The organism is Agrobacterium sp. S7/73, from assembly GCF_019355535.1.
GTDB classification, from domain to species: Bacteria; Pseudomonadota; Alphaproteobacteria; order Rhizobiales; family Rhizobiaceae; genus Agrobacterium; species Agrobacterium tumefaciens.
Genome location: NZ_CP072136.1, coordinates 2,616,877 through 2,642,853 on the forward strand (window position 1 = coordinate 2,616,877; position 25,977 = coordinate 2,642,853).

Genomic DNA, 25,977 nt, shown 5'->3' on the forward strand with positions numbered 1-25,977 from the left:
CTACTCGGCATCCCCTTCGGCGGCGAGCGACTTGACGAGATCAACGAGGCGGCGGCGAACCTTCGGGTCGGCGATCTTCACGAAAGCGCGGTTCAGTTGCAAGCCTTCGGCAGACGACAGGAAATCCACCACGTAATTGGAACTCGATGCTTCTGCCATGCCCGTCGTGCCGACGGCCTGATCACCCGGCGCGTCCTCGAAGAAGAAGGAAACCGGCACATTCAGGATCGCGGAAATATTCTGCAGGCGGCTGGCGCCCACGCGGTTCGTGCCCTTTTCATACTTCTGAATTTGCTGAAAGGTAATTCCGAGGCTTTCACCCAGCTTTTCCTGGCTCATGCCCAGCATGGTTCTGCGAAGACGAATTCGGCTTCCGACATGAATGTCGATGGGGTTAGGCTTTTTCTTATTTTCGGTCATCATGCGGTCCTGACACTCGGAAAGGGTTGATATCTCGTTTCATTGCTTATTCGAAGAAATGAGCTGGTATTTCGACAGCGTCTAAACTTGTTTTACGACTGACGTATTCACTATGCAATTGTAGGGGTTCCCGGTCAATTCTGGCGCCGGGCAAAACGCCAGGCAGAAAATACCGAAACGGTCAGCATGATAGAAAAAATCAACCAGAAATACGTCCGATGTATGTCGTAAGTAACAGCGTCATTTGACCCACCACTCAAGGTGGCGTCAACAATTCCGACCCGGCCGTAATCCAACCCGGCAATAATACGACCATAGGGATCTATAACGGCTGAAATTCCGGTATTAGCGCCGCGAATCACCGGCACTCCCGTTTCAACGGCCCGTACTCTTGCCTGCAGAAAATGCTGATAAGGGCCGGGTGTATCGCCGAACCAGCCATCATTCGTGACGTTCAGGATCGCTGCGGCGCCCGCCAGACCAGGGGTCATCTCTTCGGGAAAAATGATCTCGTAGCAGATCAGGGGATAGAGGGTTTTACCGGAAGGAAGCGTCAAAGGCGTGCGCGAAGACGCGGCTGAAAAGCCGCCCGGCAGGCTGATGACATTATTGATGCCGAATCCCCGTAGAATATCCTCGAAAGGGACATATTCTCCAAAGGGTGTCAGATGGACCTTGTCGGTCGCGCCGATGATCTCGCCCTGACTGTCAATCGCATAGACCGAATTGTAGTAACGCGGAGGCCGGCCGGCACCGGCATCTTCCATTCTGACCGCACCGGTAAACAGGACCTGCCCGTCTTCAAGCGTCTTGGCGATTTCCGCCAGAGCGTCCGGATTTTGCGTCAGGATGAAAGGCACGGAGGTCTCCGGCCAAACGATGATATCTGGGCGTTTTTTTTCTTCGCCGGGCGGCAGGCCCGTCAAGCGCAGATGCTCGCTGAAAATCTCGGCCCTGTCTGCATTCAGCATCTTGCGGGACTGGTCGATCGACGGCTGCACGATCCTCACGGTCAGCGCGTCCGCAGGTGTCTCCAACGGTGTCTGAAGGCGGTAAAAGCCATAACCAAAATGGCCAGCCAGCAGCAGGCCCGCCACAATGAGACCCGGCCACATGCCTTTTTTCGTGCCGATCAAGGCAGGCGAGGCGAAGATGAAAACGGCAAGCGTGGTGACACCAAAAAGACCAAGCAGATGCGCCGACTGCATCATGATCGGCACAGGCATGATGCCATAACCGATGGCGTTCCAGGGAAAGCCAGTTGCTATGAAGCTGCGGAGCCATTCCAAAAGGCCGAATGCGGCCGCAAGTGCGGCGATACGGCCGAGACCGTCCGACCAGACGATATTGGCGGCTGCGACCGCAAAACCGTAAAACACGGCGAGAACAGCCGGAAGGCCGAGGATGGCGAGCGGTAGCGCCCAGGCGAACTCGTCAGCTTCCAGCAGGAGCGCATTGCCCAGCCACCACAGGCCCGCCACGAAATAACCAAGGCCGAAACACCAACCGATGCCGAAAGCGGGCATGATGCGGCTGAAGATGCCGCCGCCCGGCTTGCCGGTGCAGCCATCGACCAACCAGACAAGCAGGGTGAAAGACAAAAAAAGCGCCGCGAAAAAGCCAACCGGAGGCAAGGCCAGCGCTCCAACCGCGCCTGCGGCAATCGCCATCACTGCGCGGCTTTTGCCGCCGGCCAGCATTACCTTGCCTGCAAGACGCTCCATGCCATCTCCGTTTAATGCCCACCCGGAAAAGCCCAACCCCGGCATGGCCGCGCAAAGGAATTTCCCTTTAGACTCGACGTAAAGGAAAAAAGATTCGCAGTCCACAGAAGGGATGGTCGCCGGAGCACCGTGCGTCCTTTTGGACTCTTGATGACGCGTTCAAGGAGCGGCGGCGACGGGGAGCATCCCGTCGCCCACCTCAGTCAGCGTTTTGCTGGTGGGTGATGAGGCGAACATCCGGCGCGGGCAGCGGAATAACCTCATCGGCATCGGCATCGCCCGGCGCGCGGTCATCCTGCCCTTCCGAGCCATGATCGCGGACGATACGGACACCCTTGATACGCCTTGTATCCGCATCGAGGATCTGGAACTCGAAACCAGGTACGGCCCTGACCACTTCACCCTTGGCCGGAATGCGGCCGAGTGCGAAGAATATCAGGCCGCCGAGCGTATCGATTTCTTCAAGATGTTCGCGGACATCGAATTCCGGTCCGATTGCCTCGGCAAGCTCTGTAAGCTCTGCGCGGGCATCCGCCACCAGCACGTCAGCGGACAAACGCGAAAACATCGTCTCGTCCTTGTCGTGCTCGTCATCAATGTCACCCACGACCATCTCGACGATGTCCTCATGGCTGACGAGACCGTCCGTGCCACCATATTCGTCGATCACCAGGGCAAGCTGTGTTCTCTGTGCCTGCATGGTCTTCAAAAGATCGGAGGCCAGCATGGAGGGGGGTGCAAAAAGAATTTTACGCACCAGCCCGGCATCGGCGACCGTCTGTTCCAGATCCACCCGTGCCAGGTCAAAATTCGGTCGCGGCGAGCGCGGAGCCTTCGCCTCGCCATAGGCAACGCCACGCGATCCCACCCGGCGTTTGTTGCGCGCCTGCTTGGCGACATAGGCCAGCAGATCGCGAATGTGGATCATGCCCTTCGGATTATCCAGCGTCTCATCGTAGACCGGCATGCGGGAGCGCCCGGTTTCCTCAAAGAGGATCAGAGCTTCGCCGATGGTCATATTCTGGTCGAGACCGTCGATATCCACGCGTGGGATCATGATATCTTCGACCCGAACCTCCCGGAAACGCAGGATATTGTTCAGCATCGCCCGCTCTTCGGGCGAAAAGGCGGCACCGATTTCGGTGTCGTCCATCAGCGCGTCGGTCAAATCCTCGCGCAGGCGCTCGCCCTGGGACGGTTTCAGCAACCGTCCAATGCGCGACCAGATCGTCGATCTCGGCTTTGCATTGGAGTCGTTCCGTAAATGACTACTGCCCTCCTCCGAGGAGGACTGCTCGCCGTTTTCTCTGCCCTCATTGGCAGGTCGTGCAGAATGTTCGTTCATGGCTCCAGACAATATTCAAAGCGGTTCCTGTCCCGCATAAGGATCAGATAGGCCAAGCACCGCCAAAATGCGAGTCTCAAGCGACTCCATTTCTTCCGCCTCCTCCTCATCCATGTGGTCATAACCGAACAGGTGCAGGAACCCATGAACGAGAAGATGGGTCAGATGATCCTCGAAACTCTTCTCAAGTTCAAGAGCCTCGCGTTCAACCGTCTCGCGCGCGATGACGATATCGCCCAGCATCGGGCCGGGCATGCCGCCCGGTTCCAGCGGAAAAGCGGGGAAAGACAAGACATTGGTTGCCTTGTCCTTGTCGCGCCATTCGGCATTGATTTCCCGGATATTTTCATCGTCGGTAAAGACCAGCGACAGTTCCACCGGCATTTTCGGGAAGGGTTGGTTCTCTTCCCGCGTCAAAAAATCAACCGCTGCATCCAGCGCCTTGGTGGCGAAGGCAAGAAGGTCCTCTTCCGAGGACCAGCCTTCGGCCTCGACGCTGATTTGAATATCCAGAGCTGTCATTGTCTTGCGTCAGTTGCCCTTCACGAGGCTTTCATCCGGCACCGCCGTGTGGGATTCGTACGCCCGCACGATGCGCGCCACCATCGGATGGCGCACGACGTCCACATCCTTGAAGCGCACGACGGATACACCTTCCACATCGGTGAGGATTTGCAGGGCCTCGACCAGGCCCGACTTCACGCCGCGCGGAAGGTCCACCTGGCTTGGGTCGCCGGTCACGATCATGCGGCCTTTCTCACCGAGACGGGTGAGGAACATTTTCATCTGCATGGTCGTGGTGTTCTGGGCTTCGTCCAGAATGACGGCGGCGTTGGCAAGCGTGCGTCCGCGCATGAAGGCCAGTGGCGCAATTTCGATGACGCCCGCCTGAATGGCGCGCTCCACCTTGTCACCCGGCATCATGTCGTAAAGCGCGTCGTAAAGCGGGCGCAGATAAGGATCGACCTTCTCCTTCATGTCGCCCGGCAGGAAGCCAAGGCGTTCGCCCGCTTCTACTGCGGGACGCGAGAGGATGATGCGGTCGACCGCACCACGCTCCAGAAGTTGCGCTGCATGCGCCACGGCAAGATAGGTCTTGCCCGTGCCGGCGGGGCCGACGCCGAACACCAGTTCGGATTGCTCCAGCGCCCGCATGTAGACATCCTGGGTGGGCGTTCGGGCAGCGACGGTCTTCTTGCGCGTGGAAATCTGCGCCATGGAGATCTTCGCCTTGCGCTCCATCGTCGGCAAGGTCAGCTGGTCATCTGCCGCCATTGCCATGCGGATCGCGCCTTCCACGTCGGAAACCTCGGCGGTTCCGCCCTTGAGCAGACGTTCGTAAAGGAAATCCAGCGCCCGGCGAGCCTGATTGGTGGCAACGACATCGCCGGTGATGGCAACGGAATTGCCGCGCGGGCGCGCATCGATGTTGAGGCGTTGTTCCAGCAATTTGAGGTTCTGATCGAACTGACCGAATAGCTCTCCCGCTATCCTGTTATTCTCGAACGTGAGGACGAAGTGATTGGCGTCGGTCGCGGCTTGGCGTGGCTGGCGCGATGAAGGTGATACCAATTCATGTGCGTTCAAGCGGTCAGGCTCCTGTCCCAATCAGTGTCGGCTCCTCACTCTAACTCTCTGCCACCTCGGCAAACAAGCTGTTTGGACCCGTTGCGGTGATTCGTACATTAACAATGTCACCGATTTTCAAAGTCTTTGCATCAAGATTCACAGATTGCAGCCAGGGAGAGCGACCTATCAACTGTTCAGGCATGCGGCCGGGCTTTTCCAGCAACACATCCATCGTCTTTCCGACCAGCGATTCCGCAAATTCCTTCTGCTGCCGCAAGAGCAGCGCCTGCAATCGTTCCAGCCGCTCGGCCTTCACCTCTTCCGCAACCTGATCCGTCAGATCAGCGCCCGGCGTTCCTGGGCGTGTGGAATATTTGAATGAAAAGGCCTGCGCATATTTCACCTGTTCGATGAGCGCCATCGTGTCTTCGAAATCACGATCCGTCTCGCCGGGGAAGCCGACAATAAAATCCCCGGACATGGCGATATCAGGGCGGGCGGCCCGGATTTTTTCAATGAGCTGGATATATTCCTCACCTGTGTGGCGACGATTCATCGCCTTCAGAATGCGATCCGACCCGGACTGAACAGGCAGATGCAGATAGGGCATCAGAATGCGCAGGTCGCGATGTGCGCCAATCAAGCGGTCATCCATGTCGCGCGGATGGCTGGTGGTATAGCGAAGGCGTGCAAGACCGGGAATTTCCGCCAGCCGGTAAAGAAGCTCGGCAAGTCCCCATTTTTCGCCCTTCGAGCCTTCGCCCTGCCAGGCATTGACGTTCTGGCCGAGCAGCGTGATTTCGCGCACACCGGCATCCACCAGTTTCATCGCCTCATCGACGATCTGGCGCACGGGACGCGAAACTTCCGAACCACGCGTATAGGGCACAACACAGAAGGTGCAGAACTTGTCGCAGCCTTCCTGCACCGTCAAAAATGCCGTGACGCCGCGCGTACGCAGTGTTGCCTTTTCGGCCACCGGCAGATGTTCGAACTTGTCCTCAACGGCATATTCGGTCTCGATGACGCGCTCGCCGCCGCGCACCCGCTTCAGGGCGTCCGGCAGGCGATGATAGGTCTGTGGGCCGATGACGACGTCGACGGCTGGCGCACGGCGAAGGATTTCCTCGCCTTCCGCCTGTGCCACACATCCGGCAACGCCGATCACGAATTCGCGGCCCTGTTCTTCGCGCGTTTTTTTCATGTCGCGCAGGCGGCCGAGCGCCGAATAGACCTTTTCAGCGGCCTTCTCGCGGATGTGACAGGTGTTCAGAAGCACCAGATCCGCCTCGCCCATATCCTCCGTCTGAACGTAACCGTCCTTCGCCAGCGCATCGCTCATGCGGACGGAATCGTAGACGTTCATCTGACAGCCATAGGTCTTGATGAAGACCTTCCTGCTGTTAGAGCCCTCGCGGGCAATCATTTCGGGGGCATCGAGGCCAAGCGTTTCCTGGGTCATGGCGGTTATCTAGTGTTTTTCACGCCCGGATTAAACAGAAAAATACCGGAAAAGCTGGAATGCTCTATTTCCGCCAGCCACCACGCAGGCTGAAAGCCAACATGGAACGGATAGAAGCGGCGATATCGGTCGCCAGACGCTTGCGGTTATCCGTGCTGTGAAACGGAACGCTGTCGCCGAATGTAACGTCGACGTCGATAGCACCTGCCCTGATGATACCGAGCAGATGCGGCACCAGAGTTATGCTGCCCGGCCAGGCCGCAATGACCCGGTGGTAACGTCCCATGGCCATGCCCTGCACCCGCGTATAGGCGATTGCGACCGGCTGCACATAGACGAGCTTGCCCGGAACCTGCTCGGCAGCCGTGGAGGCTGCGCCAAACAGCGAGGATTTGACGGCAAGCATGCGGTTGCCGTCAGAGGTGGTGCCTTCCGGGAACAACACGACGATCTCGCCATCGGCCATGCGGGCGGCGATCTCGCCGACCTGCGCACCGGTGCTGCGCTTCTGCTCGCGCTGGACGAAGATGCTTTTCTGCAGACGGGCGAGCCAGCCAAAGACGGGCCAGTCACGCACTTCCGTCTTGGCGATGAACACCACGTCGGCAATACTGCCGAGAACGAGAATGTCCTTCCACGAGGCGTGGTTGACCGCCAGCATCAGCGGTTTTGCCCGCTCCACATCCCCATGGACATGCACGCGAATGCCGAGGACATGGCAGGCGATGCGGTGCCAGATGCGGGGAATGCGGCGACGAAGCTGCCAGTCGAAGGCAAGGCCCAACAGTTGCAGCGGCAGCAATATAAGCGTGACGATCAGGAGAACGACCGCAATATAGGCTGTCCGGAGCCACATCATGATTGAACCGTGCGCTTGCTCACCAGCGTCTCAATGTTCGCCAGGCTTCAACGGTACACCGTAGAGTTCGAGCCGGTGATCAACGAGCTTGAAGCCATGCTCCCTGGCGATCTTTTCCTGAAGCGCCTCGATCTCGGGTGAATGAAACTCGATGACCACACTGTTCTTCAGATCGATCAGATGATCGTGATGTTCCTCAGGCACGGTCTCGTAACGCGAGCGGCCATCGCGAAAATCATGACGCTCGATGATGCCGGCGTCCTCAAACAGCTTCACCGTTCTGTAAACGGTGGAAATCGAGATGCGCGGATCCACGGCGGAGGAACGGCGGTAAAGCTCCTCGACATCCGGATGGTCTGCCGATTCCTGCAGCACGCGGGCGATGACACGGCGCTGGTCCGTCATCCGCATGCCGCGTTCGGCACAAAGTTCCTCCAGCGTTTTCGAAAGGTCTATCACGTCTTCTGGCCTTTTGAGTATTCCGGTTGAATTTCGGGGCTGTCGCCGAAAAATGCCTGTCGCAGGGAACTAGCGAAGATCGCGGCGCATGACAAGCGCCGTCGACTTCGCGCCATCCTTGGCGGTGTAGTAGGCCTTGCGCTCAGCGACCGTTTTGAAGCCGAGCTTTTTATAAAGTCCCAGGGCGGAGGCATTGTTGCTGTCCACTTCCAGGAACATCGTTTCGGCACCGCGCATCATCGCCTCACGGACGGCCGATTGCATCAGGCGCCAGCCGAGGCCGGTGCGCGCGAACTTGTCGGCCACCGCAACGGTCAGGATTTCCGCCTCGCCGGCCACTTCGCGCGCAAGCACGAAACCACCGAGCGGTTTGCTGAAAAATGCGTTCGTCTGCCGCGCGACGGCACCGAAAACCGAGCCTTGCGTCAACAGCCCGGAAAACTCCCCGTCATTCCAGGGGCGCGGAAAGCGCAGCGCATGCAATTCCGCCACTCCGGCGCAATCCTCATGCTGCATCGGCACGATCTCGAAATAGGGCTTCCAGCTTAGATATTCGTCAAACATAACAAGGAATCATCCGCACGCATTTACGGGTGCCACCTATCAGGCAACGCTCTGGCGTGCCAGCGCAAAACCCGTCTGCGGCCGGGCATCCGGGCCGCGAAGGTAAAGCGGTGCGGGTTTCGGCATGCCTTTCGGCTTGCGTCCACCCGCCCGCGCGACAGTGGAAATCGGAAAATGATCGGGACCCGACCCCGTGTCGAAACCCTGAAAAAGGGGTGCGGCGGAACCGATAATGGCGCCATCGAAACCGGAGAGAGCCGTTTTGGCATCCTCCAGAGACAAAAGCGCGGCCTCGAGGAGCGGCGATCCATCCTCTGCAAATGTCTGGAGGTAGGCTTCGCCCCGTTTGGCGTCGAGCCCGACAGCCACTGGCCGGCCGGGATTTTCCAGCAGATGATGCAAGGCGATCGTCTCAAGCGTGGTTACGCCGACTGCCTCTATGCCGAGCGACAGGGCAAAACCACGCGCGGCGGCAACGCCGACGCGAATGCCGGTAAAGGAACCCGGTCCGATCGTTACCGCGATGCGTCCGACTTTCTGAAGCGGCAGCTGCGCCTGCTGCAGGGCACCATCAATCACAGCCATCAGCCGCTCGGCATGACCTTTTCCGATGGTTTCGCATACCTCGCCAAGCACCGTGTCGGAGGCGCTGTCATAGACGCAGGCGGAACAGTCCACACCTGAGGTATCGAGTGCGAGAACAATCATGGCGCGGCCTGGTTTATAACGTCATACAGCTTCGACTTCGCGCACTTCCGGCACGAAATGACGAAGCAGGTTCTGGACGCCGTGCTTCAGCGTGGCGGTGGAGGACGGGCAACCGGAGCAGGCGCCCTTCATGTTCAGGAACACGGTGCCGTCGCGGAAACCACGGAAGGTGATATCGCCACCATCCTGCGCCACGGCGGGGCGGACGCGGGTATCCAGCAGTTCCTTGATGGTGGCGACGATGGTTTCGTCACCCGCTTCAAAGAACTCGCCTTCCTCATCCGACACTTCAGCCGCAATGGCAGTGCCCATGATGGGGCGGCCAGACATGAAATGCTCCATGATCGAACCGAGAATGGCGGGCTTCAGATGCTGCCATTCGGCGTCATCCTTGGTTACGGTGATGAAATCGAAGCCGAAATAAACGCCGGTGACACCCGGAATGGTGAAGAGGCGCTCTGCCAGCGGCGAGGCCTGCGCCTGCGCGGGGTTGAGAAACTCAGCCGTGCCGCTTTCCAGCACCACCTTGCCCGGCAGGAACTTGAGGGTCGCGGGGTTCGGCGTGGCTTCCGTCTGAATGAACATTATCTGTCTCCTTCGAGGTCGCCGTTCACGCCCCGCAATTTAGAATTCTTCCAAAAAATACGCCTGGCGAAGCCTTACTTCAAGCCCTGACATGATAATTACATTCAAGAAATCGTCAGCCCCAAATTCTTGCCCGAATCCGTTCCTGCCTTTCGGGGTCGAACAAAGTTCAGCAGAGGGCGTCGATTTCCTCATCCGTCAGCGTATCCGGTAGCACGGTGACGGGGATGGGGAAGGCCGCACCGCGTCCTGAGATGGAGGAGACGAGCGGTCCCGGCCCTTCCTTCGTTGATCCTGCCGCCAAAACCAGAATGGCAATATCGCGATCTTCCTCGATGAGCCCGTGGATCTGTTCGGTTGCGCCGCCTTCACGGATCACCGCTTCCGGCTCGATGCCGATGGTCTCACGGACCTTCTGGGCGATCTTGGCAAGCGTTGCTTCCGCCTCCTCTCGCGCCTCGGCCCGCATGATCTGCTCGACGCCCAGCCACTGCTGGAAATCGCCTTCCGGTATCATGTAAAGCAGAACCAGTCCGCCATTGGAGTTCTTGGCGCGACGACCGGCATAATGCACGGCCCTTTCGCATTCCGGTGTGTCATCGATAACAGCGAGAAATTTGCGACGATGCCCTTCCAGACGCGACAGCCGTTTTGAAACCATTCCGCACTCCCTGTGTCCGCCGCGATCCGAAAAACCGCCCGACGGTTCGGGCGGAGATTATATCAAATCACGGCAGGCGCAAACCGCCCGCCGTGATCCGCAAGGCGATACGTGGTCAGCGCAGGAACCCGATGATGTCGCGCACCTCGTTCATCGTGTTTTCGGCGATCGCGCGCGCGCGCTCACCACCCTGTTTGAGGATGGCATCGATGTGGGTGGGATCGTCGAGAAGGCGGCGCATCTCGTTGTTGACCGGAGCCAGCACATTGACGGCAAGCTCGACGAGAGCCGGCTTGAAGGCCGAGAACTGCTGTCCGCCGAATTCTAAAAGAACTTCCGCTTTCGTCTTGTCAGACAGTGCTGCATAGATACCAACTAGGTTTTCGGCCTCCGGGCGGCCCTTCAGGCCTTCCACTTCGCTCGGCAGTGCATCCGGGTCCGTCTTCGCCTTCTTGATCTTTCTCGAAATGGCGTCGACATCGTCCATGAGGTTGATGCGCGACAGATCCGACGGATCGGACTTCGACATCTTCTTGGTGCCGTCCTTCAACGACATCACCCGCGGTGCCGGACCGCCGATCAGCGGCTCCACCATCGGGAAATAGGCATGCACCGGCTCATTGCCCACGGTGATGTCGAGCCCGAGACCGGCGTTGCGGATATGGTCACCGAAATCGATGTTGAATTTCTGGGCGATGTCGCGGGCCAGTTCCAGATGCTGCTTCTGGTCGTCGCCGACAGGAACGTGGGTCGCGCGGTAGACGAGAATGTCCGCAGCCATCAGGCTCGGATAGGCAAGCAGCCCAAGCGACACCTGCTCGGCATTCTTGCCGGACTTGTCCTTGAACTGCGTCATGCGCTCCATCCAGCCGATACGCGCCACGCAATTGAAGATCCAGGCGAGTTCGGCGTGCTGCGGCACAGCCGACTGGTTGAAGACGATATGCTTCACCGGATCAATGCCTGCGGCAATGAAGGCGGCAGCGATCGAGCGGGTCTGCGCCTTCAGGTCCGAATGAACGAGCTGGGCGGTGATGGCGTGCATGTCGACGACGCAATAGATGCAGTCGTTATCTTCCTGCAACGCCACGAATTTGCGGATGGCCCCGAGATAATTGCCGAGATGCAGATTGCCGGTCGGCTGGACGCCCGAGAAAACCAGCGGCTTGAATGCGTTCATTGTCGTCCTCGAAAAGGCTTGTGGAGGGCCCCGCCCCGTGGTTGGAATTGCACGCGCGCTTATGCACCTACAGCCCCTCGCAATCAAGCGGTTTCAAGGCGCGTCAGCCGCGTGGCTGAAGAAGATCCCAGTGATTTCCATAAGGGTCCGCAAAGACCGCGACGGAGCCATAAACCTCATGGCGCGGTTCTTCCAGAAAGCGCACGCCGCGCGCAAGCATCGTCTCGTAGTCACGACCGAAATCGTCGGTATGCAGGAAAAACCCGACACGGCCGCCGGTCTGGTTGCCGATGGCAAGACGCTGCGCTTCGCCATCCGCCTCGGCAAGCAAGAGGGCACAGCCATCGGTCCCTTGAGGCTTCACCACCAGCCAGCGTTTGCCGTCATCAAGAGGTTGGTCGGAAAGGCAGTCAAACCCCAGAACCTCGCAATAAAACGTCTTTGCCCGGTCATAATCGTCCACCACGAGTGTGATGAGGGCGATGCGACGGTTTTCTGCGAAGGACATCAGCTTGTCTCCGTCTGGGCATTCTTATTGCGGCGCTTTTTGATGGCTCTCTTGACCATGCCGAGATCGGCACCACCCGAAACGAAAGCCAGCACGAAATAAACGAGCATGGCGGAGAGCACGAGGCCCATGATGGTTCCGGCCCGGACGAAAATGGAAGAGGCGGAGGACAGCTCGAAGCTGAGATAGGTCAGCGCATAGTGAACGAAGCCCGCCATAAGGGCGGCGGCCAGCAGCAAGCGCGGAATGCGGGTGAGGAGCGGAATGTCCACATGCCAGTGACCCCGCCACAACAGCATGCCGAACAACAGGGCGGCATTGACCCAGCCGGCGGTGATCTCGGCAATGGCGATGCCCGGACCTCCGAGACGCGGGAATAGCGTCAGTGCGAGGGATACATTCACGACAACGGAAATCGCCGCGAAGATCATCGGCGTGCGGGTATCCTCGCGGGCAAAGAAGCCGGGAATGAACGCCTTTATCAGCACGAAAGCCGGCAGGCCGAGGCCATAAATACCGAGGATCTGCGCGACGGTGACGGTGGCCGAAGGCGCGAAATTGCCGCGCTCGTACAGAAAGCGCACGATGGGTTCCGCCATGACGAGAAGGGCAGCGGCAGCGGGCAATGTCAAAAACAGCACGAATTCGACCGAGCGGTTTTGCAGGCTTCCCGCCTCGACCATATGTCCGCCACGCAAAGCCCGCGCCAGCTCCGGCAAAAGCACGGTGGCAACGGCGATGCCGACGACACCGAGCGGCAGCTGGTAAATCCGGTCGGCATAGGCGAGCGAGGAGATCACACCCTCACCGGCAGACGCGATATTGGTGTTGATCAGGAGATTGATCTGGGTGATGCCGCCGGTGATAGCGGCCGGCAAAGCAAGGACCAGCAGGCGCTGGACATTCTTCGTCAGCCGGGGTCTGCGGAAACCGATGCGCATGCCGGCATTGCGCACGGCGATCCAGACGATGCCAAGCTGCACCACACCCGCCGCCATGACACCCCAGGACAGGGCATAACCCACCTGAAGCGGGTCGTAATGCTTCCACCAGGCCAGCATCAGAACAGCAATCAGAATGATGTTCAGGAAGACTGGTGCAATCGCGGCAGCGAAATAACGGTGCAGCGAATTCAGCATGCCGCCCATCATTGCCGCCAGCGACATGCAGGCGAGATAGGGAAACATGATGGTTGCGAGACGGACGGTGTTGTCGAATTTCACCGGGTCTTCCAGAAAGCCCGGCGCAATAACGGTGCGCACGATGAACGGCATCGACAGTTCCATCAGGATCGTCAAAGCCAGAAGCACGGTGAACAGAACGCCGAAAACTTCTTCGGAAAAGCGCCTTGCGCCCTCCATGCCGTTCGCCTCGATTTCCTTGGCAAAAAGCGGCACGAAGGCCGAGTTGAACGCGCCTTCGGCAAAAAGGCGCCGAAAGGTGTTCGGGAACCGGAAGGCAGCATTGAAGGCATCGGCGACCGGGCCGGTACCGACGGCTGCGGCCATCAGCGTCTCGCGGAGGAACCCGAAGATACGGCTTCCGAGCGTGGCCGTGCCGACCGTGGCGAACTTTCCGATCAAGCTCATGGGAATTTCAAGCCTTTGCCGTGCGCGTGGCCGGCAGCGCCGCCACATCGGGATGGGCGATGATGCCGTTTGGCATGCGATCGCGCAATTCGTCTTCCTGCTCGCTCATCACGGCCTTCAGGCGCGTGGCAATGCTGGCCTGCCGGTTGTCGTTGGTGACCTTCTGACCGAAGAGATCAGTCACGTAGAATGTGTCGATGACCTTCTCGCCGAAGGTGGTGATGCGTGCGGAATGAATATCCAGCGACAGATCGGCAATGACAGCCGTCATATCCGCCAGAAGCCCCGGCCGGTCGAGGCACTCGACCTCGATAACGGTGAACTTGTTCGAAAGCCCGTTGGAAATGATGACGGAGGGCGGAATGGTGAAGGCGCTTTTCTTCCTCCGGCTCTTGGTGCGGGTGGCAATCATTTCCGGCAGGCGCTGACGACCGGACAGAACCTCTTCGATCAGCTTGCCGACATTGTTGCCGCGCCGCGTCTCGTCTTCGTCGATCGGAAATTCGCGGTTGATCAGGATCGTATCGAGCGCCCGCCCATCGGATGTGGTGAAGATTTGCGCGTCGGCAATGTTGGCGCCGGCCGCAGCGCAGGCGCCGGTAATGATCGACAGCAGGCGCGGATGGTCGGGCGCCAGCACGGTGATTTCGGTGATGGCGTGGAAGGAATGTGTGCGCACCATGGTCGACAGCGCTTTTTCCTGCTTGTCGGCCTCGCGGATGAAGCGGGTGTGACGCACCTGATCTTCCAGCGCCACCGTCAGCAGATAGGGCTCATAGTGCAGCTTGGTGTATTTGCGCCGTGCCTTCTGGCCCCAGTCTTCCAGCGCGTCGTAAAGCGCCTGACGGGCAATATGCGCCCTTTCCTTACGTGAGACTTCCGAAAAGCCACCGGAGAGAAGCAGCTCGGTCTCGTAATAAAGCGAGCGGAGCAACTGACCCTTCCAGCCGTTCCAGACACCCGGACCGACCGCGCGGATATCGCAGACCGTCAGGATAAGCAGCATCTTCAGCCGCTCCATGGATTGCACCTTGTCGGCGAAATCGGTGATGGTCTTGCGGTCGTGCAGGTCGCGCGTCTGGGCGACCATGGACATCAGAAGATGCTGCTCGATCAGCCAGACGACCATTTCGGTCTGCTTGCCGGTCAGCCGGAAACGCTGGCAAAGCTTGCGGGCCACGCGCGCGCCGGCAATCGAGTGATCCTCCTGCCGGCCCTTGGCCACATCGTGCAGCAGAACGGCCACATAAAGTGCCTCACGCTCCTCGACACCCGGCATCAGCTGGTTGGCAAGCGGATGGGCATCCACAGCCGTTCCCTTATCCACCTCCGACAGTACGCCGACCGAGCGGATCAGATGCTCGTCCACCGTATAGTGATGATACATGTTGAACTGCATCATCGCGACGATCTTGCCGAATTCGGGAATGAACTTGCCGAGGACGCCAGCCTCGTTCATGCGCCGCAAGGTGAGCGCCGGATCACGCCTCGACGTGAGGATCGCCAGAAACAGCCGGTTCGCCTCCTCGTTCTCGCGAAGCCCGTCATTGATCAGCGACAGCGACCGGGTAACGACACGCAGCGCATCCGGGTGAAGTTCGAGATTGTTGATATCGGCGATATGAAAGAGCCGGATCAGATTGACCGGATCGTTTTTGAACACGTCCGGCTTGGCCAGCGCGATGCGGCCGCGATCCTCAACGAATTCAACAGAACCGGGAATTTTGCGGACGCGGTGGGCAAAGCGGCTGAGAACACCCGACAGGCCCGGCACGTCCTTTGCCTGCCTGTCCTCCAGTGCGGCGCAGACGATGCGGGTCAGGTCACCCACATCCTTCGCCACCAGGAAGTAATGCTTCATGAAACGTTCGACGGCGGAAAGCCCGGGGCGTGGCTGATAGCCCAGCGCATCGGCGATCTCGCGCTGAATGTCGAAGGAAAGGCGCTCTTCCGCCTTGTTGGTGATGAAATGCATCTGGCAACGGACGGCCCAGAGAAAATCATCGGCCTTTTCGAACAGCCTGAGTTCGCGCTTAGACAGGACGCCAAGCTTGACGAGATCGGCTGTATCGCGGACATGGTAATAATATTTGGCGATCCAGAACAGCGTGTGCAGGTCGCGCAGGCCGCCCTTGCCTTCCTTGACGTTCGGCTCCACCAGATAGCGCGTATCGCCCGCCTTGCGGTGACGCTGGTCACGCTCGGCCAGCTTGGCGGCGATGAATTCCGGCCCGGTGCCGGTGACAACTTCCGACTCGAAACGTTTTTCGAGATCATCGGTCAGGGATTTTTTACCGCAGATTGCCCGCACTTCCAGAATGGCGGTGCGGATGGTCATATCGGATTTCGAAAGGCGAACGCACTCATCCACCGTGCGCGTGGCGTGGCCGACCTTGAAGCCGAGATCCCAGAGCAGATAAAGCACGAACTCCACGGCCTTGTGCATATCCGGCGTGTTCTTGGCTGGCAGCAGGAACAGAAGGTCGATATCCGATCCCGGCGCCAGCGTGCCGCGACCGTAACCCCCCACCGCTGCAACGGCGATCTGCGGCGCGTCTTTCGGATAGACATATTGGCAGGCGAGATCATAGAGGATTTCGATCAGCCGGTCCTGGAGCCAGGAGATACGTCGGGCGCAATCGATGCCGCTGCCGTCGGATTTCAGCAGTTCGCGAGCCTTTTCCCGGCCTTCCGTGCTGGCCTTGCGAAAGATCGGCAGCAGGTCTGACCTGACATCGGCGATGCGCTTGCCGTCGTTCTTGAAGATGATGTCGCATTCGCGCTTCAGCGCCGAAACATCGAGAATTTCGGAAAAATCCAGGTCCTTGATGGCCATTTATGCCGTTATCCATGTCCTGTGGGAAAGCCACCGCTTGCGATGGGATTGTCCTATAGCGAGTTTCAAAGGCGATGGACAGGCAGTCTATCCTCTTAAGCCTTGCCAAGTTCTTTCTTTAACGCATAGAGCGCGTCCAATGCCTCACGCGGCGTCATTTCGTCCGGGTTGAACCCCTTCAAAGCTTCTTCCACCTTCGATGGTCCAGCCTTGCGGGTTTCCTCACGGCGAACCGCGATCTGGAACAGCGGAAGATCGTCGATCAGCTGACTGGCCGGGTTCTTTCGATCGGCATCTTCGAGCTTCGTCAGCACCTCACGGGCGCGCTCCACCACCGATGCCGGAAGTCCGGCGAGCCTTGCCACCTGAATACCGTAGGAACGATCCGCAGCACCCGGTCCGACCTCGTGCAGGAAGATGACGTCACCCTCCCATTCCTTCACCCGCATCGTGGCATTGGAAAGGCGACCAAGTTTTTCCGACAGCACCGTCAGTTCGTGGAAATGCGTGGCGAAGAGGCCACGGCAACGATTGACCTCGTGCAGATGCTCGACCGCCGCCCAGGCGATCGAAAGGCCGTCGAAGGTTGCCGTGCCACGGCCGATCTCATCCAGAATGACCAGCGAGCGATCCGTCGCCTGATTGAGGATGGCGGCCGTTTCCACCATTTCCACCATGAAGGTCGAGCGGCCACGCGCCAGATCGTCGGACGCGCCGACGCGGGAAAACAGCCGGTCTACGATGCCGATATGGGCGGCTTCTGCCGGAACGAAGGAGCCGATCTGCGCGAGGATGGCGATGAGCGCATTCTGACGCAGGAAAGTCGACTTACCGCCCATATTAGGGCCGGTCAGCAGCCAGATCGCACCATTTTTGCCGCCCTCAGCAGCCGACAGATCGCAATTATTGGCGATGAATGGCCCAGCCGACTGACGCCGCAGGGCCTGTTCAACCACCGGATGGCGCCCGCCTTTGATCGCGAAGGTCATGGAGGCATCGACGATCGGTCGGCAATAGGCCTGTTCGGTAGCGAGATAAGCAAGGCTTGAGGCGACATCGATCACCGCAAGCGCCAGCGCACCCGCCTTGATCGCCTCCGCCTGCTGCACCACGGCCTCGACCATGCGCTCGAAGGCTTCCAGCTCCATGGTCAATGCCTCAGCCGCGGCATTGGCGATGCGGCTTTCGAGATCGGCAAGTTCGGTCGTGGTGAAGCGCATGGCGCCGGCCATGGTCTGGCGGTGAATGAAGCGCGCCTTCGCCTCATCCGTCGCCATCATGACATCGGCGTTGCCCGCCGTCACCTCGATGAAGTAACCAAGCACATTGTTATGCTTGATCTTGAGCGACTTGATGCCGGTTTCCTCGGCATATTGCAGCTGCAGCCCGGCGATCACCCGGCGCGACTGGTCACGCAATGCGCGCACGTCGTCGAGTTCTGGATTGGCGCCCTCACGCAGAAAACCGCCATCACGCTTCAAAAGCGGCAGATCGTCGGCCAGCATCGAGCCAAGCATGGCTTCCAGCCCGCCCGGCAAAGCCTTCAGATCCGCAAGTGCAGCAGCAAGCTCCTGCGGCAATAGTCCCTGATCGAGAATGGCGGCAATTCTCTCGGCCGACGCCAGGCCCTGCCTGATCGCCCCGAGATCGCGCGGGCCACCGCGCTCCAGCGCAAGACGGGAGAGCGCGCGCGGCATATCGGCAACCTGTTTCAAGGCATCGCGCAGGCCATCGCAAAGGGAGACGTCATCAATGAGATAGGCGACCGCATCGAGACGGGCATTAACCCTTTCCGGATCGGTCAAGGGAGACATCAGCCGCTCGGCCAGAAGCCGCGCACCGCCGCCCGTGACCGTGCGGTTGAGGGCATGCAGGAGCGATCCGTCCCTTTCGCCCGAGAGCGTCTTCACCAACTCCAGATTGGCGCGGGTCGCGGGATCGATGAACAGCGTGGAGGCAGCGCTTTCGCGTTCCGGCGCACCAAGCGGCGGGCGCTCGGCAATCTGGGTCTTTTCAACATAGGCAACCGCGGCAGCGGCAGCGGCCATCTCCACGCGCGAAAATGTGCCGAAACCATCGAGGGTCGAGACGTTGAAGTAACGCGCGATCCGCCCTTCCGCCGTAGCGCTGTCGAACAGAATGGCCGGCTGCGGCACGGCGACACGGCCAAGCATATCGAAAACCGGTCGCAGCTCTTCGTCATGGAACAGACTGTCGGCAACGATCAGCTCACGTGGATCGATGCGCCAGATATCAGCGAGGAGCCGCGTCAGCGTGGTTTCCGCCAAGCGGAAGACGCCGGTGGAAATATCAATCCAGGCAAGCGCAAACTGTGCCTCCGCACTGCCGCGAATACGAGCGAGCGCCATAAGATAGTTGGATTCCGTCGGCGACAGCAGCTTTTCTTCGGTGAGCGTGCCGGGCGTGACAAGCCGCACCACATCGCGTTTTACCACGGATTTCGATCCGCGCTTCTTCGCCTCGGCCGGGTCCTCCACCTGCTCGCAGACGGCGACGCGATAACCGCGCAGGATGAGCTTCTGGAGATAATCATCGGCGGCGTGAACGGGAACGCCGCACATGGGAATATCCTGCCCCATATGCTGGCCGCGTTTCGTCAGCGTGATGCCGAGCGACCGCGAGGCTTCCACCGCATCGTCAAAGAACAATTCGTAAAAATCGCCCATGCGGTAAAACAGCAGCGAACCGGGGTTGTTCGCCTTGATCTCGATATATTGCTCCATCATGGGAGTGGCCGTGGCGCGGCTCTCTTCCGAGATCAGGGAAGCGGTGGTCAAAACGTCCGTCAATGGCTTGCCGATGTCATATCGTGTTGCGGAAAGGGAGCGCCGACACTAGCGGCAATGGCCGCACCAAGACAACACACACGGCACCGCTGCCCACAGGAACATCCCGCTAGATCCGAGTTAAAACCGGTCAGCCGTTGATGCGCTCGGTCTCGCCGCCGTAATAGCTGATGTAGCGGCCGGCGATAGAGGAAACCGGCAGGACCACGAGAACATCTGTCGTGTTGAAGGCATGGTCCACCACGGCGCCGGAGCCGAACATGGCGCCGAGACGCATATAGCCCTTGATCAGCGGCGGCATGGCGTTCAGCGCCTTGCGGGCGTTCAGCGCCTCAGCCGGTACCAGGTCCATCTCGTGATAAAGCTCGGGAAGAGCGGAAGCCGCCCACTCGCCCTTTGCAACGCAATTGTGATGCAGGAAGGACAGAGCAAGCGCGTGGGCTTCCGGCTGCACGCCGGGGAACGAAGCGCAACCGATCATGGCATCCATGCGGTGTTTCACGGCATAGGCCCAGTTGCCCTGCCACAAAAGCTCAACCGTGCGCTTGGTGCGATACTCCGGCAGCACGCAGGAGCGGCCAAGCTCCATGAAGCGCTTGCCCGGATGGCGCGCTACCAGCCCGGCGATGTCGAATTCGCTTGCAGAATAAAAACCGTTATTGGCGAGTGCAGTTTCCTGACGTAACAAACGGTAGGTACCGACGATCTGGTCCTCGCTGTCGCCTTCAATCGCCTTGTCGAGCACGAGCAGATGGTCGCAGACACTGTCCCAGGCGTCGATGTCGCGCTTGCGGCGCATCGCGTCTGCGGGAAGGCGCGCCTTCATTTCATCAACGAAAACCCGGTAACGAACGGACTGCGCCGCGTCGATCTCCCGCTCGTTTCTTGCGAGCCGTGTTTCCAGCGAGCCGATACGGCCGAAAAGCCCCTCATTGTCCTGAGCGGTGTCTGGACGAGGATGAATAACAACTTTGTTTTCACAAATGTCGTGACTGTAGATTTCGGCAACCATGGGGAATCGCTCCGCCACCAAAAAGATTTTTCCTGTCATAAATCACTAATTGACGACAGAATAGTGACAAAATGCAGCCATTGCGAGTCTCTCAAGTCATGATGGAAACAGGCGTTTCGCCTCCAGCAAGCGGCGGATTTCCTCGACGAGTCGTCTCGGGTCGGCAGGCTTGGTCAAAACCTTGGCCGCACCGGCATTCAGCAGGATTTCGGCGGTTTCAACGCTCGCATCGCCGCTGAGCACGATGAGCGGAATATTTCTTCCACCCTTCAGCGTGCCGAGAAGCTCCGGCAGCACCTCAAGCCCCTCGCCGCCCGGCATATTGAGATCGGATATGATGAGGTGCGGCAGGCGGGTTGTGCCCGGCGCCACGGCTTGCTGCAGGGCCTGAAAATCGTCGACACCGCGCACGATGTAACCGCTTTTTTCCAGAACGGCCCGGATGATGCGCGCATTGACGGCGTCGTCCTCGGCCACGAGGATGTCGATGCCGCTTACCCCCTCCGTCACCCGTGACGAAAACCCCACATCCGGGTGGTTGTCGTTGATGGCGTCGCGCCGTTCTATGCCGCGCAGACGGCCGCAGAGGACGTCAATCAGGGACTTTTCGCGCAGCGGCCGGATCAACCAGGCGTCGAAGGACACATGCATGGTCGACGCCCGCTCTTCGGGACTGACCAGCAACGTGCGGCGGACATTCTGTTGCGGCCAATCCCTTAGCGCGTCTCTGAACAGAGGCGAAATACGCCTGTCGACAATGATATCGGTGAGATCGGCAACTGTACCGTGCAGCCTTTCAAAATCCTCCGGTTCGTGGATAAGAGCGCATTTACCGCCGAAAGCTTCGATCGCCTCCATCGTCACCGTCGCTGCCACGCCCCTCGGCGCGACCAGCAGGACATTGGTATGCTGCAGGCAATGGTGCCGGTCCGGGTCCGGCGTGCCGGTGGACGAACTGCCCGGACGGAATGCCAGCTTGAAGGTGCTGCCCTCACCCTTGCGGCTGAAGACCGTCAGGCTGCCGCCGAATTCCCGGACGATGCGGGCGGAAATAGCGAGCCCAAGCCCTGTTCCCCCACTTTGCTGCGACATCGGGCCTGCCTGTTCGAATTCGCCAAAGATACGGGCTTGTTCCGCTTGGCTCATGCCGGGGCCGGTGTCCTCGACGGTGATATGCAATTCGCCTTCAACCATGCGCGCCCGGATGACGACCCCGCCCACCTGCGTGAATTTGACGGCATTGCCGAGGAGGTTGAACAGAACCTGACGCAGCCTTGCCGGATCGAAATCCAGATAATCAGGCACATCCGGCGTGACGAAGGAGGTGATTTCGATGCCCTTTTCGTGGGCGCGATGCGCCAGCATCTCGACAATGCTCTCGATCAGCCGGCGCAGGTTTTCCGCACGCGGATTGAGTTTGAAACGGCCCGCCTCCATGGTCGAATAATCCAGCAGGTCCTCGACCAACTGTACCAGCGACTGACCGGACTGCTTCATGCCGTCGAGATAATTACGTTGCTCTTCATTGAGCTTCGTCTGCGACAGAAGATGGTTCATGCCGAGCATGCCGGAAAGCGGCAGGCGGATCTCGTGGCTAACAGTTGCCAGCAGCCTTGCCTTTTCGGCATCGGCCTTTTCCGCGCGTAAACGGGCGTTTTCCCGCTCGCCGAGTGCCAGCCGCTCCTCGGTGACATCTCTCGCGATGCTGCTGATGAGAAGACGACTGCTTGCCAGATCGCGGGTGACGACATCGTGCCAGGAGAAAATGCGCTGACCGAACGGGGTCGCGATTTCCACATCATAAGTGTGGGCCTTGTCGCCTGGCCGGAAAGCGATGCCGATTTCCTCACAGCTCAGCCCTTCGGGTGCCGAGCAGCCCGTCACTTCACGAAAAACCGCATTCGCCTCGACGATGCGCCGATCCATATTGCGGATGACTATGATATCGCCCATGGCCTCCTGGATCTCGGCAATCAGCGATCGGTTTTGAGTTTGGCGTAGCCGTACATCCAAATCATCTGCATATAGTTTGCCGGTATACTGGAAGGATTTGCCGAACATGGCGTAGGACAGGAGACCGACCAGCACCGCACCGAAGAAGGCTGCCAAGGCGACGGTGACCGCATAAGGCACCGCAAGCGCGATCAAGGCCGCGGAGAAGGCACCCACCGACAATGACGCGGCAACGTATAGCGTGATCGATCTGGCATCTATCCCGCGCTTCGCACCGCCATGGTGAGATGTCGTGTCGACGCGATCAGCCGGCTGCGCCGGGGTGGCGGCGAGGCCATCTGAAACTTTTTCCCGCAGTCGTGCCAGTTCGCTCATGCACAACCGCTACCACGGCAGCGGTTTTGATATGTTTGGCTCAAACGCTAAAATTTTACTTTTTAGCCGCCCGGGCGTGCAGAAACTCATCGAGAATGACGCAACCGGCACCGATTGTTATGAAAGTGTCGGCCAGATTGAAGACCGCGAACGACCATGTATCGGTGTGGAACAGGATGTAGTCGATGACGTGACCGTAGAAAAAGCGGTCGAGAAGATTGCCAGCCGCTCCAGCGATGATGAAGGCGAAGCCAAGATGGGCAAAAGTCCGATCCGCCGCCGTCTTGCGCCAGAGCCACAGAACGAAGACCACGATGACGAGCCGCATGCTGACGATGAACCAGCCGTGCATGTCCGCCAGCATCGAAAACGCCACACCGAGATTATAGGTGCGGTAAAGCGCCAGGAACGGAATGACCGGCACCATCTCCTGCAACGGCAGATAGGTCTCGACCAGTTGCTTGACGACTTGGTCCAGCACAAGGGCAGCAACGATAAGCGCGAAAGCCGGGCCGAATTTCGAAAACAACGCCGCTTTGGCCATTACTTCACCGGTGCCAGTTCGAGGAGATGTCGCCGCGCCTCGAAAAGCATGACAGCGGTTGCGATGGCGAGATTGAGACTATCGGCACGGCCCTGTTGTGGAATGCGCGCCAGTTGGTCGGCCTTGCCGGCCAGTTCAGGCGGCAGGCCGGATTGTTCGTTACCCATCAAAAGCACGACGGGCTTTCCGGCGTAATCGATTTTTCGATAGTCCACCGACCCGGCAAGATGGGTGGCAACGACACTGACATTGGCTGATTTTTTCCATGAGAGGAATTCCTCAACCGAGGCGCGGGCAACCGGCGTAGCGAAGACCGAACCCATGGTCGCACGCACCGTTTCCAGCGAAAACGGATCGGTGCAATCGCCGACCAGAATGACGCCTGAGGCACCCGCCGCATCCGCCGTGCGGATGATGGTGCCGAGATTGCCGGGATCACGCACCCGATCGAGCGCGATATAGGTCTCGCCTTTTTCCGGACGGATATCCTTCAATGGCTTCCATCTCTGGTCAAAGATGCCAACGACCATTTGCGGATTGTCGCGTCGGGTGATCGAGGCGATGACTTTTTCGCTGACTTCGAGCACCAGCCCGCCGGAAGCGACCGTCTTTACGGCCGCCTGCTCCACCAGCGGCTTGCCCTTGGCCGCCTTGGCGTAAACCAGGGTACGGATGGTCCAGCCCAGTTCGAGCGCGTCGATAACCAGCTTCAGGCCTTCCGCCATGAAGGTGCCGGTCTCTTCCCTGCCCTTTTTCTGGGTAAGCGCCTTGATATCCTTGATGATGGGATTGGCAAGGCTGGTGACTTCCTTGACCTGGCCAACCCGGCGCGTCGTGTTTTCGCGCATGTCGTTCGTCATTTCGGCTCCCAGCGGCTGAACAGCGATGTGGAAAGCACCCGGCCCGGCGTCTTGCCATCAAGCCCGGCCTCGCGAATGACGAGCTCGCCGGACGCAACGACGCCACCGGCGCCGCGCATGATTTCGCGCATCAATTCATGCATCGAATAGAAGCTGGCCCTGATAGAATAGGCCGTCAACACCAGACCGAGCGCTTTGGGCGACAGGATTTCCCGGCAGATATCGAGCATCAACGGAAGATGGTCGAACAATTGCCAGATTTCACCATGGGTGCCGCGGCCGAATTTCGGCGGGTCGGTGAGAATGATGTCGTAGGTGCTGCCGCGACGCTCCTCGCGCTGGATGAACTTCATCGCGTCTTCGCAAATCCAGCGGATCGGCGCCTGTTCGAGCCCGGCAAGCGCCTGGTTCTCCTTTGCCCAGCCGATAGCTTTCTTGGAGGCGTCGACATGGGTCACTTCAGCGCCTGCAGCAGCGGCGACCAAAGAAGCGACGCCGGTGTAACCAAACAGGTTCAGGACTTTCAGCGGCCGGTCAGCCGTTTCAACGGCATTTTTCAGCCATTCCCAGTGGACAATCTGCTCCGGGAAGACGCCGACATGCCGGAAGGCCGTGAAACGGCCGAGAAACTCGACGCCGAGCAGCGACAGGGGCCAGGTTTCGCCAAGTGCTGCCTTTGGAAAACGCCAACGGCCCATGCCGTCTTCATCCGTGTCGCCGGTAAAAATGGCGTCGGCATTCTGCCATACGCGGTCGGGAACCGACGGTTGCCAGAGAGCCTGCGCCTCGGGACGGACGACGCGATATTCGCCGTATTGTTCAAGCTTCAGGCCATTGCCGCTGTCGATGAGATGAAAATCACCCGCGCCACTCGATTCCAGAATAACCGGAACCTGTTCTGCGGGACGTTCGCCGGTGCGATGCTTGAGGGGCCGCGCAGGCACCTGCTCAACGGCCGGTACTGGGGCTATCTTTTCCCTCGGCGCAGATTTGGGCGCGCTGCGCACCGCGTCCGGCTCGCGCTTTTTCGGTGCCGCATCCATTCGCCGTGCCGGCTTTGCGGCATGAACCTGTTTTTTCTCGCTCCCGGCACGCACGCGATTGCCCGGCCGGCTGTCTTTTTTCTTCAATGGAAATCTTTCCGCTTCTGCCCGCGTCTTATCGCGCCAGCAAATAGCATTCCAAGCGTCGCTCGACTAGAGCCGCAACGAATGTCGGCACCATCACTTTGCCGGGAGCTGGCCCGCATTCGGAAGCTGCGCGGCTGTTGCCGCTTTGTGCCGGTTCGCCTCGTCATGCCAGCGAACGGCTTCCTTCGCCTCGATCCGGGCGCGCTTGCGATGCTTGCCCTGCGCAAACCATGTGGCGGAAGATCCCAGAAGCACACCGAAAATGACGGCCAGAAACAGGAACACGAAAAACGGCGCGGTGAAGGAAAGTACACCATCCTCCGGCCGGAACGGATTGAGCGCGAGCGTCACGGACTGACGATTGGCCACGCACAGGATGACGAGGATAATCGCCAGCGGAAGCAGGATGATGAGGTTGATGATTTTTTTCGACATCCGACATTACTCCATCGCGGCGTGCATTCCCTCGGCTCCGTTTCCGGGGCGGCGGTGAGAACGATCAATCGTCCTCTTCGTCACCCATACCGGGGTTCAGGCGCTCACGCAGTTCCTTGCCCGTCTTGAAGAAAGGCACCCATTTTTCCTCAACGAAAACCGATTCACCCGTGCGCGGGTTCCGACCGGATCGCGAAGGACGGTTCTTCACCGAAAATGCGCCGAAACCACGAAGCTCGACACGATTTCCCGCTGCCAAGGCATCGGTGATTTCATCCAGCACCGCATTGACGATATTTTCCACGTCACGGTGATAAAGGTGCGGGTTACGCGCAGCAACGATCTGCACCAGTTCAGACTTGATCACGGTTGCCCCCTGAAAGAATTGGATT

Annotated in this window: 24 protein-coding genes; all 24 read right to left on the reverse strand. The window is 59.3% G+C overall.

The genetic code is table 11. The features are described from left to right. The 24 genes from J5276_RS13005 to J5276_RS13120 all read right to left on the reverse strand — a co-directional run bounded on the left by J5276_RS13005 (position 1) and on the right by J5276_RS13120 (position 25,976). Positions 1-420, reverse strand: a complete 420-nt coding sequence (locus J5276_RS13005; protein WP_003514807.1) for a helix-turn-helix domain-containing protein — start codon at positions 418-420, stop codon at positions 1-3. Positions 421-554: 134 nt separating this feature from the next. Beyond that, entirely contained in the window at positions 555-2,144 is a 1,590-nt protein-coding gene (gene lnt, locus J5276_RS13010; protein WP_112154793.1) for an apolipoprotein N-acyltransferase, read from the reverse strand. Between the two features lie 199 nt (positions 2,145-2,343). Beyond that, on the reverse strand, positions 2,344-3,489 hold the full coding sequence (locus J5276_RS13015; protein WP_003514803.1) for a hemolysin family protein: 1,146 nt from the start codon (positions 3,487-3,489) through the stop codon (positions 2,344-2,346). A 15-nt stretch (positions 3,490-3,504) separates the two neighbouring features. Next, a complete protein-coding gene (ybeY, locus tag J5276_RS13020) occupies positions 3,505-4,011 on the reverse strand; it encodes an rRNA maturation RNase YbeY (RefSeq protein ID WP_112154794.1) in 507 nt (168 codons plus the stop codon). A 9-nt stretch (positions 4,012-4,020) separates the two neighbouring features. Further along, the gene (locus tag J5276_RS13025) at positions 4,021-5,076 is read right to left on the reverse strand and encodes a PhoH family protein (protein WP_003514799.1); all 1,056 of its coding nucleotides are present in this window, start codon (positions 5,074-5,076) and stop codon (positions 4,021-4,023) included. A gap of 40 nt (positions 5,077-5,116) precedes the next feature. Beyond that, a complete protein-coding gene (gene miaB / locus J5276_RS13030) occupies positions 5,117-6,520 on the reverse strand; it encodes a tRNA (N6-isopentenyl adenosine(37)-C2)-methylthiotransferase MiaB (RefSeq protein ID WP_162632883.1) in 1,404 nt (467 codons plus the stop codon). A 64-nt stretch (positions 6,521-6,584) separates the two neighbouring features. After that, positions 6,585-7,379, reverse strand: a complete 795-nt coding sequence (locus J5276_RS13035; protein WP_003514789.1) for a 1-acyl-sn-glycerol-3-phosphate acyltransferase — start codon at positions 7,377-7,379, stop codon at positions 6,585-6,587. A gap of 30 nt (positions 7,380-7,409) precedes the next feature. After that, positions 7,410-7,838 (reverse strand): Fur family transcriptional regulator, encoded by a 429-nt coding sequence (locus J5276_RS13040; RefSeq protein WP_003514787.1) that lies wholly within the window; start codon positions 7,836-7,838, stop codon positions 7,410-7,412. Positions 7,839-7,907: 69 nt separating this feature from the next. Continuing rightward, the gene (locus J5276_RS13045; RefSeq protein ID WP_003514785.1) at positions 7,908-8,402 is read right to left on the reverse strand and encodes a GNAT family N-acetyltransferase; all 495 of its coding nucleotides are present in this window, start codon (positions 8,400-8,402) and stop codon (positions 7,908-7,910) included. 39 nt (positions 8,403-8,441) lie between these two features. After that, positions 8,442-9,110, reverse strand: a complete 669-nt coding sequence (gene tsaB, locus J5276_RS13050) for a tRNA (adenosine(37)-N6)-threonylcarbamoyltransferase complex dimerization subunit type 1 TsaB (RefSeq protein ID WP_013635371.1) — start codon at positions 9,108-9,110, stop codon at positions 8,442-8,444. Positions 9,111-9,131: 21 nt separating this feature from the next. Continuing rightward, entirely contained in the window at positions 9,132-9,695 is a 564-nt protein-coding gene (locus J5276_RS13055; RefSeq protein WP_003514783.1) for a NifU family protein, read from the reverse strand. Positions 9,696-9,864: 169 nt separating this feature from the next. Next, positions 9,865-10,356 (reverse strand): universal stress protein, encoded by a 492-nt coding sequence (locus J5276_RS13060; protein WP_003514782.1) that lies wholly within the window; start codon positions 10,354-10,356, stop codon positions 9,865-9,867. A gap of 115 nt (positions 10,357-10,471) precedes the next feature. Continuing rightward, positions 10,472-11,536 carry a tryptophan--tRNA ligase gene (trpS, locus tag J5276_RS13065; protein ID WP_003514781.1) on the reverse strand — a complete coding sequence of 355 codons (1,065 nt, stop codon included), beginning with the start codon at positions 11,534-11,536 and terminating at the stop codon, positions 10,472-10,474. A gap of 103 nt (positions 11,537-11,639) precedes the next feature. Continuing rightward, entirely contained in the window at positions 11,640-12,044 is a 405-nt protein-coding gene (locus J5276_RS13070) for a VOC family protein (RefSeq protein WP_019564425.1), read from the reverse strand. Beyond that, a complete protein-coding gene (gene murJ, locus J5276_RS13075) occupies positions 12,044-13,633 on the reverse strand; it encodes a murein biosynthesis integral membrane protein MurJ (protein WP_112154795.1) in 1,590 nt (529 codons plus the stop codon). The genes J5276_RS13070 and murJ overlap by 1 nt, the downstream gene beginning before the upstream one ends. A 7-nt stretch (positions 13,634-13,640) precedes the next feature. Then, entirely contained in the window at positions 13,641-16,469 is a 2,829-nt protein-coding gene (locus tag J5276_RS13080) for a [protein-PII] uridylyltransferase (RefSeq protein ID WP_003514778.1), read from the reverse strand. A gap of 95 nt (positions 16,470-16,564) precedes the next feature. After that, positions 16,565-19,279 carry a DNA mismatch repair protein MutS gene (mutS, locus tag J5276_RS13085; RefSeq protein ID WP_162632884.1) on the reverse strand — a complete coding sequence of 905 codons (2,715 nt, stop codon included), beginning with the start codon at positions 19,277-19,279 and terminating at the stop codon, positions 16,565-16,567. 127 nt (positions 19,280-19,406) lie between these two features. Further along, entirely contained in the window at positions 19,407-20,288 is an 882-nt protein-coding gene (locus J5276_RS13090; protein ID WP_003514771.1) for a GNAT family N-acetyltransferase, read from the reverse strand. Between the two features lie 96 nt (positions 20,289-20,384). Continuing rightward, complete coding sequence (locus J5276_RS13095; RefSeq protein ID WP_112154796.1) at positions 20,385-22,616, reverse strand: hybrid sensor histidine kinase/response regulator; 2,232 nt, start codon at positions 22,614-22,616, stop codon at positions 20,385-20,387. A 55-nt stretch (positions 22,617-22,671) separates the two neighbouring features. Further along, positions 22,672-23,160, reverse strand: coding sequence for a signal peptidase II (gene lspA / locus J5276_RS13100; protein WP_003514769.1), 489 nt, complete (start codon positions 23,158-23,160; stop codon positions 22,672-22,674). Next, positions 23,160-24,020, reverse strand: coding sequence for an RNA methyltransferase (locus J5276_RS13105; RefSeq protein WP_003514768.1), 861 nt, complete (start codon positions 24,018-24,020; stop codon positions 23,160-23,162). The genes lspA and J5276_RS13105 overlap by 1 nt, the downstream gene beginning before the upstream one ends. Beyond that, entirely contained in the window at positions 24,017-25,150 is a 1,134-nt protein-coding gene (locus tag J5276_RS13110) for a class I SAM-dependent methyltransferase (protein ID WP_038489658.1), read from the reverse strand. Before J5276_RS13110 ends, J5276_RS13105 begins: the two co-directional genes overlap by 4 nt. Before the next feature lie 93 nt (positions 25,151-25,243). After that, complete coding sequence (locus tag J5276_RS13115; protein WP_003514766.1) at positions 25,244-25,585, reverse strand: LapA family protein; 342 nt, start codon at positions 25,583-25,585, stop codon at positions 25,244-25,246. Between the two features lie 64 nt (positions 25,586-25,649). Continuing rightward, positions 25,650-25,976 carry an integration host factor subunit beta gene (locus J5276_RS13120; protein ID WP_219256707.1) on the reverse strand — a complete coding sequence of 109 codons (327 nt, stop codon included), beginning with the start codon at positions 25,974-25,976 and terminating at the stop codon, positions 25,650-25,652. Between the last annotated feature and the right edge of the window lies 1 nt (position 25,977).

Bases quoted from the DNA above. Each gene is read 5' to 3' on its own strand.
- J5276_RS13015 (WP_003514803.1), bottom strand. From the start codon at position 3,489: ATGAACGAACATTCTGCACGACCTGCCAATGAGGGCAGAGAAAACGGC.
- murJ (WP_112154795.1), bottom strand. From the start codon at position 13,633: ATGAGCTTGATCGGAAAGTTCGCCACGGTCGGCACGGCCACGCTCGGA.
- J5276_RS13035 (WP_003514789.1), bottom strand. From the start codon at position 7,379: ATGATGTGGCTCCGGACAGCCTATATTGCGGTCGTTCTCCTGATCGTC.
- J5276_RS13095 (WP_112154796.1), bottom strand. From the start codon at position 22,616: ATGAGCGAACTGGCACGACTGCGGGAAAAAGTTTCAGATGGCCTCGCC.
- J5276_RS13005 (WP_003514807.1), bottom strand. From the start codon at position 420: ATGACCGAAAATAAGAAAAAGCCTAACCCCATCGACATTCATGTCGGA.
- J5276_RS13115 (WP_003514766.1), bottom strand. From the start codon at position 25,585: ATGTCGAAAAAAATCATCAACCTCATCATCCTGCTTCCGCTGGCGATT.
- J5276_RS13045 (WP_003514785.1), bottom strand. From the start codon at position 8,402: ATGTTTGACGAATATCTAAGCTGGAAGCCCTATTTCGAGATCGTGCCG.
- miaB (WP_162632883.1), bottom strand. From the start codon at position 6,520: ATGACCCAGGAAACGCTTGGCCTCGATGCCCCCGAAATGATTGCCCGC.
- J5276_RS13060 (WP_003514782.1), bottom strand. From the start codon at position 10,356: ATGGTTTCAAAACGGCTGTCGCGTCTGGAAGGGCATCGTCGCAAATTT.
- tsaB (WP_013635371.1), bottom strand. From the start codon at position 9,110: ATGATTGTTCTCGCACTCGATACCTCAGGTGTGGACTGTTCCGCCTGC.
- ybeY (WP_112154794.1), bottom strand. From the start codon at position 4,011: ATGACAGCTCTGGATATTCAAATCAGCGTCGAGGCCGAAGGCTGGTCC.
- J5276_RS13070 (WP_019564425.1), bottom strand. From the start codon at position 12,044: ATGTCCTTCGCAGAAAACCGTCGCATCGCCCTCATCACACTCGTGGTG.
- trpS (WP_003514781.1), bottom strand. From the start codon at position 11,536: ATGAACGCATTCAAGCCGCTGGTTTTCTCGGGCGTCCAGCCGACCGGC.
- J5276_RS13055 (WP_003514783.1), bottom strand. From the start codon at position 9,695: ATGTTCATTCAGACGGAAGCCACGCCGAACCCCGCGACCCTCAAGTTC.
- J5276_RS13105 (WP_003514768.1), bottom strand. From the start codon at position 24,020: ATGACGAACGACATGCGCGAAAACACGACGCGCCGGGTTGGCCAGGTC.
- J5276_RS13080 (WP_003514778.1), bottom strand. From the start codon at position 16,469: ATGGCCATCAAGGACCTGGATTTTTCCGAAATTCTCGATGTTTCGGCG.
- J5276_RS13090 (WP_003514771.1), bottom strand. From the start codon at position 20,288: ATGGTTGCCGAAATCTACAGTCACGACATTTGTGAAAACAAAGTTGTT.
- lspA (WP_003514769.1), bottom strand. From the start codon at position 23,160: ATGGCCAAAGCGGCGTTGTTTTCGAAATTCGGCCCGGCTTTCGCGCTT.
- lnt (WP_112154793.1), bottom strand. From the start codon at position 2,144: ATGGAGCGTCTTGCAGGCAAGGTAATGCTGGCCGGCGGCAAAAGCCGC.